This window comes from Janthinobacterium sp. RA13 (genome assembly GCF_000745325.1).
In the GTDB taxonomy this organism is placed as follows: domain Bacteria; phylum Pseudomonadota; class Gammaproteobacteria; order Burkholderiales; family Burkholderiaceae_D; genus Janthinobacterium; species Janthinobacterium rivuli.
In genome coordinates, this window is sequence record NZ_JQNP01000001.1 from 2,421,166 (window position 1) to 2,435,387 (window position 14,222).

The window sequence follows — 14,222 nt, forward strand, 5'->3', positions numbered from 1 at the left end:
ATGTGAACAAGCGGCCGGGCAGCAATGCCGCCCGGCCGCGTCTTACTCTACTCCAGTGTTACCGCACTTTCCACACCTCGGTCGCCAGCACGCCATTCGCGTCGCCATCGAGTTCCCACGAGAACGCGCCGCGCAAGCCCTGGTCCTTCACATATTTCACCTTGGTGCCGATGACGGTCGGGTCATCGTAGCTCCACCACTGGCCGCCCGCCCCCGTGTACAGGTACAGCTGCTTGGTCACGGGATGGTAGTAGCGCGTGCCAGCCTTGGCGACGAGGATTTTATAGTCCTCGATGCCCGACTCGTAGGTGCCCGGCGCCGTACCCGTGGCTGCCTGGTACAGGCCATCGCCGTTCGGCCCTGGCGCCACGCCCGTCCAGCCGCGGCCATAGAACGGTATGCCCAGCAGCAGCTTGTCGCGCGGCACGCCGGCGGCAATCATGTACTGCACCGCCTTGTCGCCCACGTATTCACGCGCCATGCCCGTCGACGGATCGGCAGGGTCGGCAAACAGCTGGGCGTTAAAGTTGGTGCTGTTTTCCCAGCCGCCGTGGAAGTCGTAGGTCATCAGATTGATCCAATCCATGTACTGCGAGTACAGGGCCGGTTCCGTGTTGTCGATCTTGTCCTTGCCGGCACCGACAGCGGCCGTCAACAGGTAGCGCTTGCCGTTGGCGGCGCCGAGCGCATCGAGCTGGCTGCGGAATTCCGCCATCAGCAAGGTGAAGTTACGCTTGTCGTTGGGGCTGACCGTGTTGTACGGCTGGCCGCCGCCGACCGGATATTCCCAGTCGATGTCGATGCCGTCAAAGATATTGGCCGCCGCGCCCACGCCACCGCGACCGCCCTGCACCGGCAAGTTGCCCTTGATGTAGATGTCGATGCAGGAACGCACCATCTGCTTGCGCAGCGCATCGGTGGCCGAACCGACGGAGAAGTTCTTCGACCAGCTCCAACCGCCCAGCGAGATGAACAGTTTCAGGTTCGGGTGCGCCGCCTTGAGTTTTCTCAGCTGCAGGAAGTTGCCCGACAATGGCGCATCCCATGGAATCGCCTGGCCATCGACGGTACGCTTCGGCGTGCGGATGTAATCGGCCTCGGCATCGCCACCCGTGCCCGCGTCCGGCGAATTCGGATTCGTCGCGCCCGGCTCCGTCTTGGTGATCATGGCGCATTCATAGCCGCCATTTTTCGGATAGATATTACCGAAAGCGTAGTTGATGAAGGTCAGCTTGTCGGCCACGCCGCTCGTGTGCACGTTCGCCACTTCATAGTCGCGGCCATACACACCCCACTGCGCGAAATAGGAACCGACTTCGCGGCCCGTTGGCGTTGGCGTTGGCGTCGGCGTTGGTGTCGGAGTAGGCGTTGGTGTTGGCGTCGGAGTAGGCGTCGGCGTTGGAGTAGGCGTCGGGGTTGGCGTCGGCGTCGGCGTGGTGCTGCAGATCTCCTGGCTGGTCCATGGCTTGCCCGTGCCGGCGGCGCCGCTGCTGGTCGACGGGTTGTCGCCCTGCGTCCAGTAGTTGGCGCGGTAATTCGTGCCCGCATAGCTGACGGTGGCGCCCGCGCTGTAAGCCGTGCCGGCCACCCACGCCAGTGCGCAGGTGCCGCCGGTTGGCGTGGGCGTCGGGGTAGGCGTCGGATTCGGTGTTGGCGCAGGAGTCGGCGTCGGCGTCGGGGTAGGAGTTGGCGTCGGGGTTGGCGTGGTGCCGCCGTCGCAAGTGCCGCCGGCGCTCCACAGGCTCGGCGTGGAAACGGGGTTCCAGCCCGAGCCCACGTGATCCGTCTGCGTCACCAGGGCCGTGTAGTTGGCGCCCAGGTAAGTGACCACCGTGCCCGCGTTATACGTGCCGCCCTCTTGCCAAGGCACGCAGGCGACGACCGTGCTGGCCGCCAGCAATTGCGAGCCAGCCGGCGCACCGGCGTCACCGCCGCCACCGCCGCATGCCGCCAGCACGCCACCGCTGGCCAGACATACCATCATATTCCTGATCGTTTTTTTGAGTATTAAATTTTCCACGTTGTCTCCTGTTCAGGTTTGCGGAAATACCACTCTGCTTCAATAAAAAGCTACCTGTGATTTTGTTTTTTGCAGTTGCAAGAACAGCATGCTGCTGAAAAAATAGGCGGTCAAGTGGTTTTGAAGTGGCCTCAAAGTGGCCAATACCACTTCGTGCAGAAAGCGTAGCGGAAGGTGCAAACGGCGTGTTGTCCTACTGGACAATGAAAAAACGGCAGAGGGAGGATGAAAAAAGACGCTGGAGCAGGAAAAGACAGACCAGTTTTATAACACGCTGTAAGTGGTATTGCGACAGCTTGCTGCGCCGCTGAATGCGGCAACGGCGGGTGCCTGCCTGGCCACCCGCCGTGTCAGGCAGACTTATTGCGGCAGATCAAAGACCGCCATCGATTCCACATGCGACGTGTGCGGGAACATGTTCACCACGCCCGCCTTGCTCAGCACATAGCCTGCTTCCAGCGCCAGGATGCCGGCGTCGCGCGCCAGCGTCGACGGGCTGCACGAGACGTACACGATGCGCTTCGGCAGCAGGTCAGGACGCACTTGCGACAGGCCGACCAGCGCCTGGCACAGGGCCATGGCGCCATCGCGCGGCGGGTCGACGAGGATGCGGTCAAACTTGCCCAGCGCGATCAGGTCGTCCGTCGTCACTTCAAACAGGTTGCGCGTCGAGAACGAGGTTTTGTCCGCCAGGCCATTGGCCAGCGCGTTTTCCAGCGCCCGCTCCGTCAGGGTGGTGCTGCCTTCGATACCGACCACTTCGCTGCCCTGCGTGGCCAACGGCAAGGTGAAATTGCCCAGGCCGCAGAACAGGTCGGCCACGCGGTCCGTCGGCTGCACTTCCAGCAAACGCAGGGCTTTTGATACCAGCACGCGGTTGATGTGGTGGTTCACCTGCGTAAAATCGACGGGCTTGAACGGCATCTTGACGCCGAATTCCGGCAGCAGGTAATGCAATTGCTTGTCGAGCGGATAGAACGGCACGGCCGTTTCCGGACCTTTCACCTGCAGCCACCATTGCACGCCGTATTCGTCGGCAAAGGCCTTCAATTTCGTTTCATCGTCCGCCGTCAACGGCGCCATGATGCGCAAGACCATGGCGGTGACGTCTTCGCCGACGGCCAGCTCGATCTGCGGCATCTGGTCGAAGATCGACAGCGAAGCGATCAAGCCACGCAGCGGCAGCAGCATGGCGGAGATGTGCGGCGGCAGGATTTCGCAGCTATCCATGTCGGCAACGAAAGCCGATTTCTTTTCATGGAAACCCACCAGCACGGCGTCTTTCTTCTTGACGTGGCGCACGGACAGGCGCGCGCGGTAGCGGTAGCCCCACGTCGGTCCATACATGGGGCGCATGATGCTTTGCGGACGCACCTTGCCGATATGCCACAAGTTATCTTCCAGTACGCGCTGCTTGATCGCCACCTGCGCCGACGGTTCCAGGTGCTGCATCGAGCAGCCGCCGCAATTGTCGAAATGCTTGCACTTGGGCGTCACGCGCATGGACGATTCGCGGTGCAGCGCCGTCATGCGGGCCATTTCCCAGTTCTTCTTTTTCTTGAACGTCACAAAGCTGACGCGCTCGCCCGGCAATGCGCCTTCGACAAACACGACCTTGCCCGGCGAACCGTCTTCGTTTTCAATATGGCCAACGCCACGGGCGTCCATGTCGAGCGATTTGATTTCGATGATATTTTCTTGCATAGCGATCAATAGGTAAGAGTGGGCCAGGACGCAGGGCCGCGCTGGAACTTGAAAGAATGGGGGAAAGGTCAGGCGCCGCGAGCGGGGCGTATGATAGCAGATGCGGGCTAGCTTAAGTCCGCAGCGCAGCTGCGCCGATTCAGCGTGCCTGAGAAAATGTGCAGGGCAAGGCGCATTGCCGAAGACAGTACGCTAGTACGGCGAGGCATTGCAACGCCGCCATGTGCGTTTTATCGGGCACGCTACAAAAGGGAGTCGCGCACGACGCCGCGCGCCGCCATGGCGCGTTTGAGTTTAATCAGGGCTTCCTGCTGGATCTGGCGAACTCTCTCGCGCGTCACGCCCATTTCCTCGGCCAGGGTTTCCAGGGTGGCCGGGTCGTCGTTATCGAGGCCGAAACGGCGCATGATCACCACGCGCTGCTTGTCGGGCAGCTTGGTCAGCCAGTCGCGCACCAGCACCGTCATTTCATGGTGTTCCGCGCGCGCGTCGGGGCTGTCTTCGCTGGCGCCGGGCAGCATGTCCATCAGCGACGACTGCGGGTCGTTGTCGAGCGGCGCGTCGAGCGAGGTGGCGTGCTCGGACAGGGCCAGGATATCCTGCACCTCTTCCACGGGACGGCCCACCAGGTGGGCGATGTCTTCCGCGGTGGCATCCTTGCCATCGTGGTGCTGGGCTTCCAGGTGGTATTTTCCGCGCAGGATCTGGTTCAGTTCGCGCACCATGTGCACGGGCAGGCGCACCGTGCGCGCCTGGTTCATGATGGCGCGCTCGATGCTCTGGCGTATCCACCAGGTGGCGTAGGTGGAAAAGCGGAAACCGCGTTCGGGCTCGAACTTGTCGATGGCGCGCATCAGGCCGATGTTGCCCTCCTCGATCATGTCGAGCAAGACCACGCCGCGGTTGATGTAATGCTTGGCGATCGACACGACGAGGCGCAGGTTGTGCTCGATCATGGTTTGCCGGGCTTCGAAATTGCCCTGCTTGGCCAGGGTGGCGTAATGCACCTCTTGCGGCGCCGTCAGCAATGGCCGCGTGCCGATCTGGTTCAGATAGTGCTGCGTGGTATCGGTCGACAGCTCGGCCGCCAGCACTTTTTTCAGTTCATCGACACTTTCGACCAGCACGCTGACGCTGGCCACTTCGCCGCCCTCGCCCGCGTCGACGGCGTCAATGCCGTCGAGTTCGCCGGCATCGTCCGTCACGACTTCGTCTGCCCCGTCTTCCGGCAGTTCCGGGTCATCGTCCAGCTGGTCGTGCGGCGCGTGTGTCATTGCTTTACCTAACGGTTAGGCAGGAATTTCGAAGGGTCGACAGGCTTGCCCTGCTGGCGGATTTCAAAGTGCAGCTTCACGCGGTCGGCATCGGAATCGCCCATTTCGGCGATGGCCTGGCCTTTGTTGACGTTCTGCCCTTCCTTCACCAGGATGCTGCGGTTATGCGCATAGGCCGACAATAAACTATTACTGTGCTTCACGATGACAAGATTACCATAACCACGGATTCCGCTCCCGGCATACATGACTTTTCCCGCGCCGGCGGCCACCACCTGCTGGCCCGCCTTGCCGGCGATATCGACGCCCTTGTTCTTGCCTTCGTCGAAAGTGCCGATGACCTTGCCTTCGGAAGGCCACATCCAGCTGATCTTCTCGTCGCCAGGCGCCGAGGCCGCAGGGGCTGCCGCGGCGGCGGCCGGTGCGGCAGCAACAGTTGCTGCCGGTGCTGGCGCAGGCTTGACGTCGCCGTTGCCGCCATCGGCGCGCAGCTCGGCCAAGGTGGCGTCGGAATACGCGCGCTTCTCGCCGCGCGGACCCGATTTCTTCGGCACGACAGGCGCGGCCGGCTTGACTTCCGTCACCGGCGGCATGACGATGGCCGACGTTTGTGCGCCGCCCGTGTCGCCAGTCGGCGGCAGCACGCGCAGCACCTGGTCGACCTTGATGTCGTTCGGGTTGCTCAAGTCATTCCAGACCACCAGGTCGCGGTAATTCTGGCCATGCTCGAGGGCGATGCGCAGCAGGGTGTCGCCGCGCTTGACCGTGTAATAGGCCGGGTCGCGGTCGCGCGGATCGCTGGCGGCGGCGCTGCTGCTCGATGGGTGGCGCTCCACGACGGGTGCCTGGACGCCGGTCGTGCCGCAACCGCTCAACAGCGCGGCCAAGGTGATGCTACATAGAAGTATGTTACTTTTCTTAATCATTCGCATGTAATTGTATGTCCTGCTTGCTAGCTGATCCGGGGATCATATGGTGCCCGGGCGCAAAGGCACGAAATGGCAGTCTTCCAGGGTCTGGCTGGTCCATTCCATTTTCCCCACCCGGGTAATGAGTTGTAAGTGTTGCAATTTAGCCCCCACCGGCGCAACCAGACGCCCGCCGGGCGCCAGCTGTTCCAACAGGGCTTGCGGGACTTCCAGGCCGGCTGCGGCAAGGATGATCCCGTCGAAGGGCGCCGCCTGCGGCAGGCCAAGCATACCATCTCCGTACTGCAAGCGCAGATTCGACACGCGCAGCGGGCGCAGATTGGCCTTCGCCAGCTCGTGCAGAGGCCGGATGCGCTCGATCGAATACACCTCTTTCGCCACCAGCGACAGCACCGCCGCCTGGTAGCCGCAGCCCGTGCCGATTTCCAGCACGCGCTGCAGGCTGCCGCCCTGGCGCATCATTTCGATCATGCGCGCCACGATGTACGGCTGCGAGATGGTCTGGTGGTGGCCGATGGGGAGCGAGGCGTCGATATACGCCTGCGAGGCCAGCGCCTCGTCCATGAACATGTGGCGCGGCACGGCCTGCATGGCGTCGAGCACCACCTGGTCCTTGACGCCCTGTTTCGCCACGCGGGCCACCATGGCGCGGCGCACGGCTTCCGAGACGAGCGGATTTTGCCGCGGCGGCGACACCACCGCCGGCTGCGCCCGCTCATTGGCGATGGCCTGGGCGCGCGACGGCGCGATGGCCGCATGCGCGCCATACGGCTGCGCCACGCCGCGCGCCGCGTTTTGCGCCGCATTCTGCGTGGCTGTCTGCGGCGTGGCGATCCGGGACTGGGCCAGCGACTGCCCCCCGCCCGGCCTGGCGGGCTTGCCGGCCAGCGAATCGAGGGTCAGGGGGAAGGTGCGCGGCTTGTCAGTCATAGTGAGCGGTCATGCCAGGCCTTTCGCCAGTGCATCGAGTTGGGTGGTATGGGTCAGGTCGATCTGCAGCGGCGTGATCGATACTTGTCCATGTTCAACAGCATGGAAGTCCGTGCCCGGCCCGCCTTCCTTGGCCGCGCCGGCCGGGCCGATCCAGAAGATTTCACGGCCACGCGGATCGAGCGCGCGGATCACGGGCTCGGCCGAATGACGCTTGCCCAGGCGCGTGGCCACCACGCCCTGCATTTGCTCGTAAGGAATGGCGGGAATGTTCACGTTCAGCAGATACGGTTTCTGCAGGGCGTCAAACTGGCGCTCGACGATTTCCCTAGCCACGCGGGCGGCCGCGTCCAGGTTGGCCCAGCCAAACTGCGACTGGGAAAAGGCGATGGCGGGAATGCCGAACAGATAGCCTTCCGTGGCGGCCGCGACGGTGCCCGAATACAGCGTGTCGTCGCCCATGTTGGGGCCGTTGTTGATGCCGGACACCACCAGGTCGGGGCGCTCGATGAGCATGCCCGTCAGCGCCACGTGCACGCAGTCGGTGGGCGTGCCGTTGACAAAATAAAAGCCGTTGGCGGCCTTGTGCACGGACAAGGGCCGGTCCAGGGACAGCGAATTGGACGCGCCCGAACGGTTGCTGTCGGGCGCCACCACGACGATGTCGGCAATGGGGGCGAGCGCGTCGGCCAGGGCCGCCAGGCCAGGCGCCAGGTAACCGTCGTCGTTACTGATAAGAATTCTCATAACGGGATTTTACCCGAAGCAATGCCAACACTGCGCATGCCGCACGCCGATAGACCGCATTATTTGTGCCGCCGCGTGGACATGGGGCGCGGCATCAGCGCTGCTCGATGCGCGCTTCCGACAAGGCGCCCTCCAGCGCCTGCACTTCATCTTCCTGCAAGGCCAGCAAGGCATTCAGGTCGCCTTGCAATTTGTACATTCTCTTCAGCTGCGCCATGCCGCGCCGGCGCAGCTTGCCCGGCACGCCCGGACGCAGCAGGCATGACTTCAAATGTTCAGCCAGTTCGCCCGCCTGCGCATACTGTTCGCGCTCGATCATGCCTTGCAACATCGAGATCATGCTGGCCAGGGTGTCCGGCTCGGCCCCTTCGTGCCCGTTGGCGCGGCCGGCCAGGATGGTTTCCTGCAAATGCCGCGCACCGTCCAGCACGCTGTCCGCATGCCCCGTGACGGGCGCGTTCAGGAGCCGGTCACTGCCGCTGAGCACGGCGTCTTCCAGCAGGCGCGCCGCCTCGCTGTCGCCCTGCTGCTGCAAGGTGCCGGCCAATTGCGTCTTGCTCTGCAAGGTATCGAGGTGGTCTTCGCCCAGCAGGCGCGCATGCACTTCCAGCACCTGCTCCTGCACGCTGCGCGCCGCGTCGAGTTCACCGCGCCGTAGCAGGGCCTCGGCCAGCTTGCGCTGGCTCATCAGGGTTTCCGGATGATCGAGCCCATGCGTGCGCTCGCGCGCCGCCACCTGGTCTTCATGCAACTGGCGCGCGCCGGCCCAGTCGCCCTGCCCGGCCACGATGTCGGCCAGCAAGTCGCGCGTGGCCAGGGTGGCCGCATGGTCGCTGCCCAGGCGCCGCTCCTGCGCCTGCAGCACGGCGACGAACAGGCGCCGCGCGCCTTCCAGGTCGCCTTCGCGCCCCAGCGCCTGCGCCAGGGCCAGCTTGCTGCGCAAGGTATCGCCATGCTCGGCTCCGAACAGGCGCTCGCGCGCCGCCACCACCGTGACCAGCACTTGCTGCGCCTGCGCCAGCCGGCCGATGCGCAACAAGGTGGCGGCGCGGCCATCCATCGCTTCCAGGGTCAGCGGATGCTCGCCGCCCAGCTGGCGCGCATAGCTTGCCAGCACCGCATCCTGCAGCAACAGGGCCGCCGCCAGTTCCCCCTGCAGCAACAGGGTTTTCGCCAGGCAGGCGCGGGCGGCCAGGGTGTCGGGATGCTCGCTGCCCAGCACGCGCTCGCGCACGTCGAGCACGTCCTCTTCCAGGAAGCGGGCTTCATCGAGCTTGCCCAGCTGGCGCAGCAGCCGCGCCATGCCGCTCTTGCACGCCAGGCTGTCGGGATGCTCCTCGCCCAGCAGGCGCACGCGGATCTCGACGCTCTGGCGGAAGGCGTCGAGCGCCAGCGCGCTGCGCCCATCCTTGCGGTACAGCTCGCCCAGGCGGGCCAGGTCGCGCGCCAGCGGCAGGGCCACGGCGCGGCCAGGCTCAGCCTGCAAGGCCTGGCGCGCCTCGCTGATGGCCCCCAGCAAGGCGATTTCACGGCTCGATTGCCAGGGAAAGTAGCCGCCCGTCAGCCACTGCAAAAAGGCTTCGAAGGTGCGCGTGAGGGAAAAGCGGTCGCCGCCCTGGTCGATGCGTACGGCCAATTGCTCGCCATACGCAAAGGTTTTCGTCTGCTGCAGCTGGACTTCGTCGAAATAGCTGTCGAGGGCGATCTGCGGCAAGCCGTAGGAAGTGCGCAGCAGGCGCTCGAACATGGGCTGGAAGCCGGCGATGCCCTTGTGCGCGTCGCCGCGGCGCCACTCGGCGCGCTGCGCCCCATCGCCCATTTCTATGCGTGAGGGCAAGGGATACACGAGCAGCGGACGCTGTTCGTCCTCATGGCTGCGGCGGTACTCGATGGCCCGCGTGACGAGCGCGTCGACGCCTTCCAGGCTTTGCCGGTTCGGCGTGAAGACCACCACCAGTTTTTTTGGCAGCAAGGTGGTGCAGATGCCGGCGCTGTCCGTGCGGCCCGTGCGCGAATCGACGAGCACATAGCGGAAATGCTGGGCCAGGGTATCGGCGAAGCAGCGAAACAGGGCCGGGCAGCTGTCGAACAGCTGATCCCAGCGCATCTGCGCCAGGCGCTCGCTGTAGCTGGCGTCGAAGCGCCCCGCGCGCATCAGGTACAGCGGACTGCCCTGGTCGACGCGCACCACGTACTGCTGCCAGTCGATGGCGTCGAGCACGCGCTGGGCCAGGGCGGCATCGTCGGCGCCCGAGCCGCGCTTGCCACCCGTCTCCAGGCTGAGGCGTTCGAGCTGCTGGCGGCACGCTTCAAAGAATTCCAGCACGCCCGGTCGCTCCTCATGCTGTTCGAAATAATGGTGCAGGCCCGGCGCTTCCATGTCCCAGTCCAGCATCAGCACGGGCACGCTGGCGTTTTCACGGCGCGCCAGCAAGACGGCGATGTTCGACAGGGCCATGGTGCGGCCGGTACCGCCCTTGTAGGAATAGAAAGTGACGACTTCGCCAGGGGCGCTCAAAGGCGGCAGGGAGAGGCGTTGGCATTCCATGACAGGACCTTTTACGTGATTAACGCGGAAAATGGGGAGGCGGAATGGCGCGCCATTCCGGTGGAATAGCGGGCAACACGAAACGGCTGCAATCGTGGCCGGGCGGTGTTGACCGCTTGAGCAAGTGGTAATGCGTGGCAATGCGCTGCACGATGCGTTCGATGTCGGGCAGGTATTGCGGGTTCGACTTCAGGTCGCCGCTGGCCAGGGTGTAGCCGGAAAAATCGACGTACAGGCCCGATTCCGTGATTTGCGGCGGCAAGCCGTCCGGATGGCGCGTCATGATGATGGGGATGATCAGATGGCTGGGCAAGTCGTACCAGGCGCGCCGCTCCTGCTCGATCAGCTGCATGGCGGCAAATTCGCGCCGCGTGTAGCCGTGCGCTTCATATTTGGGCGTGTACAGCACGATCATGCAGACGCTCTGGCACATGGCGCGCGCCACGCGCAGGTCGATATCGTCGCCGCCGCCCAGTTGTTCGCTGTCGATGAACAGGACTTCCTCGCGGTCGAGGTGCGGCTCCAGATAGCAAGCCAGCGCCTCGATGAGGTCATTCTTGAACTTGTTCATGAACGCATATTGGCCGTGCGCGTAGCTCAAGAAACAGCCGTAGCGGATCTCCATGGCATCCCCCTGTTCCCCGTGCGGCCCTGCCATCGCCGCGCCTTGATCCCACAAGGCATGAAGTCACTGTAGACCGCTGAGCAACGGCCTGTTTGCGCTGGCGCAAAGATGTGTCTGGCGTCCTGGACATTCGCAAGAAAGCCAGAAACTGGCGCGATCAAGCCGATTTCTGGCATGCCAGGCGCGCAAGCGAGCGCCGCGTGAACAACGCTACTCGCTTGATAACAAAGGGAAATATGCCGGCGCGCGAATGGCGCCGGCAAGCGGGACTTAAGCGCCCTTGGCGGGCAGGTTGCGGAAGAACTCGACCACTTCGTTTGTATCGCGCGTGCGCTTGAACGGCGGCAGGCTTTGCCAGATGCGCTTGCCATACGGCTTGGAGATCAGGCGCGGATCGCAGATCATCAATACGCCCCGGTCGCCCTCGTCGCGGATCAGCCGGCCCGCGCCCTGCTTCAGGTTGATGATGGCTTCCGGCAGCGAGTGGTGCATGAAACCGTTCTTGCCCTGCTTTTCCATCACTTCGATGCGCGCGGCCAGCACGGGATCGTCGGGCGGCGCGAACGGCAGCTTGTCGATGATGACGAGCGACAGCGCATCGCCGCGCACGTCGACGCCTTCCCAGAAGCTCTGGCTACCGATCAGCACGCCATTGCCGGCCGCGCGGAACTGATCGAGCAATTCCGTGCGGCCCTTTTCTCCCTGCACGAACAGGGGGAAGTTCAGGCCGCGCTGCTTGAATTCATCGGCCAGGCGCTCGGCCGCGCGTTTGACGGCGCGCAAGGTGGTGCACAGGAAGAAAGTGCGCCCGCCGGCCGCCTCGATAATGGGCAGGGCGCAATCGATGACGGCGTCCGTGTAGCCCAGCGAGTTCGGCTGCGGCAGGTTTTGCGGCACGAACAGCAAGCCTTGCTGGCCATAGTCGAACGGGCTTGGCCACGTATGCGACGGTTCGCCCGTCAAGCCCATCTGTTCCGAGAAATGCTTGAAATCGTTTTTCACGGCCAGGGTGGCGGACGTGAAAATCCAGCTGCGCGGCGTGCCTTCGCGCTGGTTGTTGAAGATCGGCGCGATCGACAATGGCGTTTTATGCAATTGCAGAGAGCTGGAAAACGCTTCCACCCAGAACACGGCTTCCTCGCCAGCCGTCACTTTGGCCTTCGGATCGAACTTCCAGCCGCTCAGCTGCTGCGCCAGCTCGACGCCGCGCACTCTGCACTGTTCCAGCGTTTCCGCCCGTTCCGCCTGGGTTTCCAGCACGGCCACCATGCCGTCAAGCTCATCCTTGAGGGTGTCGAGCGCGGGGAAAAAGTCGCTCGACGGGGCGATTTGCGGCAGCGACAGGCGCACGATATCCTGCGGGAAGGTCAAGCGCAGGTCGCGCGCCGCCTTTTCCACCACCGTGACGGTTTTGGCCCAGTCGATGCCGCGCGCGTGCGCGAGGCCCTCGGCCAGCACGTCGCGGCACAGTTCCAGGATTTGCGAGGTCGACACCGTGTTACCAAAGAACAAGGTGGCCGTATCGGGCAACTGGTGCGCCTCATCGAAGATGATCGTGTTGGCCGAAGGCAGCAATTCCGCCACGCCCGTGTCTTTCAGGGCCACGTCGGCAAAGAACAAGTGATGGTTGACCACCACCACGTCGGCCTGCTGGGCTTCCTTGCGGGCCTTCATCACAAAACAATCCTGGTAATACTGGCATTCGGCGCCCATGCAGGTGTCGCGCGTGGACGTCACCAGGTTCCAGATCATGGCGTTTTCCGGCACCTTGGCCAGCTCGGCCTTGTCGCCGGAGCTGGTCATCTTGATGAAACGCGAGATTTCACGCAGATGGCCCACGTCGTCGCGCGACGTCATGCGGCCGTTTTGCAGCGTGCGTTCCAGGTGATAGTGACAGACGTAGTTCGAGCGGCCTTTCAGCAGGGCAACGGAAACGGGCGCCTGCAGCGCGGCGCGCACGGTGGGAATGTCGCGCAGGAACAATTGATCCTGCAAGTTCTTCGTCCCGGTGGAAACAATGGTCTTGCCGCCCCACATCAGGGCCGGCACCAGGTAGGCGAAGGTTTTACCGGTGCCCGTGCCCGCCTCGGCGATCAGGGTCGTCTGGCTGTCGATGGCGCTGGCGATGGCTTTCGCCATTTCCGTTTGCGAACGGCGCGGCTTGTAGCTGCCCACGGCCGGACCGAGCGGGCCACCGGCGCCAAACAGGCGCTCGATGTCGGCATCGTGCTTGCCGGGCGCCGCCTGCGGTTCGGCTGGCACATCGGCTGGCAAGGCAGCAGGCTGGCCATCTGGGTTTACTGGCAATAAATTGTGATCGGTCAAAATATACTTAGGTGAAGGCTGGACTGGACGCTACTGGCGCCCCTCAGGCGGGAACGTCGGGCACCAACTGCATTTTCAGCAAGGTGATGTGATCCTTCAATTGCAATTTGCGCTTTTTCAGGCGGCGCAGCTGCAACTCGTCATGGTGGCCATCGAGTATCAGCAACTCGATGACGGCATCGAGGTCGCGGTGTTCCACGTTGAGTTCAATCAGGCGCCGCTCTATTTGCTGTGCATCGCTCATGTGTTGCGTTCCAGGCAGTGTTGGTGACAGTGTTGGGAAACCGGCGCGCGCAGCGTACGCAGGCAGCCATCGTGCGTAGTTTAACCTGCCGCGCGCCTTAGGGCACGCCATTTCCGGCATGCCCCTGCGCGGGAAGGCTTATTTGGCCGGCGGCACAGGCACAGGCGCAGCAACGGCCGGCGTGCTGGCAGCGGCGGCCGCCTTGGCAGCCTTGGCCTGCGCTTCGGCCTGGCGCTCGGCCAGGCGTTGCGCCACCCGCTTCTGGCGCGCCACGGCGTCAGCCTGTTTTTTCGCATATTGCGCTTCACGGGCCGCGCGGTGCGGCGCATCGGCAGCGTCGGCGGCGGCCTGTTTCGCCACCTTCGCCGCATGCTCGGCTTCGCGCTCGGCAACGCTCTTGCCTTGCGGCTTGGGCGGCGCCGGCTCGGGCGTGACCACTTTCACGGGCTTGGGCACGGCCGCGGCGCGCTGCTCCGCGTCGAGGCGCGCGCTTTCCTGTGTGCGGGCCAGATCGATATCGCGCAGGCGCACGGATTCGGCGCGCTTGAAGTAATTCGCTTCCGCTTCGACGGCGCGCAGGCGCACGAGGATCAGACGGCGCTTTTCCTTGGCCGTGTCCAGGCAGTTATTCACGAAAAACTTGTCGTAGCACTCCAGTTCGCGCACGGCAAACTCGTTTTCCGCCGCCGCGCGCTCGCTGGCGACCTGCTTCAGCTTGGCGTCCGCCTCGTCCACCGACAAGGTGGCGGGCACCTGCGGCGCGCCGACTTCATCCAATGCCGGAGCACCCTGGTGCGCGCAGGCGGACAACGCCAGGACCAGGCCCAGCGCCGCACCCAGCTTGTATAGTGTATTTGCCATCATGTTCCTTATCCC

11 protein-coding genes are annotated in these 14,222 nt (G+C 63.9%); all 11 read right to left on the reverse strand.

Annotated features, from left to right (window positions below; genetic code table 11):
* Positions 1-58: 58 nt before the first annotated feature.
* The gene (locus FG13_RS10695) at positions 59-1,984 is read right to left on the reverse strand and encodes a glycosyl hydrolase family 18 protein (protein ID WP_268747013.1); all 1,926 of its coding nucleotides are present in this window, start codon (positions 1,982-1,984) and stop codon (positions 59-61) included.
* Positions 1,985-2,380: 396 nt separating this feature from the next.
* Positions 2,381-3,724 carry a 23S rRNA (uracil(1939)-C(5))-methyltransferase RlmD gene (rlmD, locus tag FG13_RS10700; RefSeq protein WP_035820728.1) on the reverse strand — a complete coding sequence of 448 codons (1,344 nt, stop codon included), beginning with the start codon at positions 3,722-3,724 and terminating at the stop codon, positions 2,381-2,383.
* A 242-nt stretch (positions 3,725-3,966) separates the two neighbouring features.
* Positions 3,967-4,998: an RNA polymerase sigma factor RpoS gene (gene rpoS, locus FG13_RS10705; RefSeq protein ID WP_035820730.1), complete on the reverse strand. Its 1,032-nt coding sequence runs from the start codon at positions 4,996-4,998 to the stop codon at positions 3,967-3,969.
* An 8-nt stretch (positions 4,999-5,006) separates the two neighbouring features.
* Positions 5,007-5,924 (reverse strand): peptidoglycan DD-metalloendopeptidase family protein, encoded by a 918-nt coding sequence (locus FG13_RS10710; protein ID WP_035820732.1) that lies wholly within the window; start codon positions 5,922-5,924, stop codon positions 5,007-5,009.
* Positions 5,925-5,966: 42 nt separating this feature from the next.
* Positions 5,967-6,857, reverse strand: coding sequence for a protein-L-isoaspartate(D-aspartate) O-methyltransferase (locus FG13_RS10715; RefSeq protein ID WP_035820736.1), 891 nt, complete (start codon positions 6,855-6,857; stop codon positions 5,967-5,969).
* Between the two features lie 9 nt (positions 6,858-6,866).
* A complete protein-coding gene (gene surE / locus FG13_RS10720; protein ID WP_034789072.1) occupies positions 6,867-7,604 on the reverse strand; it encodes a 5'/3'-nucleotidase SurE in 738 nt (245 codons plus the stop codon).
* 94 nt (positions 7,605-7,698) lie between these two features.
* Positions 7,699-10,152 carry a tetratricopeptide repeat protein gene (locus tag FG13_RS10725; protein WP_081922527.1) on the reverse strand — a complete coding sequence of 818 codons (2,454 nt, stop codon included), beginning with the start codon at positions 10,150-10,152 and terminating at the stop codon, positions 7,699-7,701.
* Between the two features lie 19 nt (positions 10,153-10,171).
* Complete coding sequence (locus FG13_RS10730; RefSeq protein ID WP_035820738.1) at positions 10,172-10,777, reverse strand: toll/interleukin-1 receptor domain-containing protein; 606 nt, start codon at positions 10,775-10,777, stop codon at positions 10,172-10,174.
* Positions 10,778-11,047: 270 nt separating this feature from the next.
* Positions 11,048-13,102 (reverse strand): ATP-dependent DNA helicase, encoded by a 2,055-nt coding sequence (locus FG13_RS10735; protein WP_035820740.1) that lies wholly within the window; start codon positions 13,100-13,102, stop codon positions 11,048-11,050.
* A 43-nt stretch (positions 13,103-13,145) separates the two neighbouring features.
* Positions 13,146-13,346 (reverse strand): YdcH family protein, encoded by a 201-nt coding sequence (locus FG13_RS10740; RefSeq protein WP_034752051.1) that lies wholly within the window; start codon positions 13,344-13,346, stop codon positions 13,146-13,148.
* 138 nt (positions 13,347-13,484) lie between these two features.
* Entirely contained in the window at positions 13,485-14,210 is a 726-nt protein-coding gene (locus FG13_RS10745; RefSeq protein ID WP_035820743.1) for a hypothetical protein, read from the reverse strand.
* Between the last annotated feature and the right edge of the window lie 12 nt (positions 14,211-14,222).

Bases quoted from the DNA above. Each gene is read 5' to 3' on its own strand.
- FG13_RS10740 (WP_034752051.1), bottom strand. From the start codon at position 13,346: ATGAGCGATGCACAGCAAATAGAGCGGCGCCTGATTGAACTCAACGTG.
- rlmD (WP_035820728.1), bottom strand. From the start codon at position 3,724: ATGCAAGAAAATATCATCGAAATCAAATCGCTCGACATGGACGCCCGT.
- FG13_RS10710 (WP_035820732.1), bottom strand. From the start codon at position 5,924: ATGATTAAGAAAAGTAACATACTTCTATGTAGCATCACCTTGGCCGCG.
- FG13_RS10725 (WP_081922527.1), bottom strand. From the start codon at position 10,152: ATGGAATGCCAACGCCTCTCCCTGCCGCCTTTGAGCGCCCCTGGCGAA.
- surE (WP_034789072.1), bottom strand. From the start codon at position 7,604: ATGAGAATTCTTATCAGTAACGACGACGGTTACCTGGCGCCTGGCCTG.
- FG13_RS10715 (WP_035820736.1), bottom strand. From the start codon at position 6,857: ATGACTGACAAGCCGCGCACCTTCCCCCTGACCCTCGATTCGCTGGCC.
- rpoS (WP_035820730.1), bottom strand. From the start codon at position 4,998: ATGACACACGCGCCGCACGACCAGCTGGACGATGACCCGGAACTGCCG.
- FG13_RS10695 (WP_268747013.1), bottom strand. From the start codon at position 1,984: ATGATGGTATGTCTGGCCAGCGGTGGCGTGCTGGCGGCATGCGGCGGT.
- FG13_RS10730 (WP_035820738.1), bottom strand. From the start codon at position 10,777: ATGGAGATCCGCTACGGCTGTTTCTTGAGCTACGCGCACGGCCAATAT.
- FG13_RS10745 (WP_035820743.1), bottom strand. From the start codon at position 14,210: ATGATGGCAAATACACTATACAAGCTGGGTGCGGCGCTGGGCCTGGTC.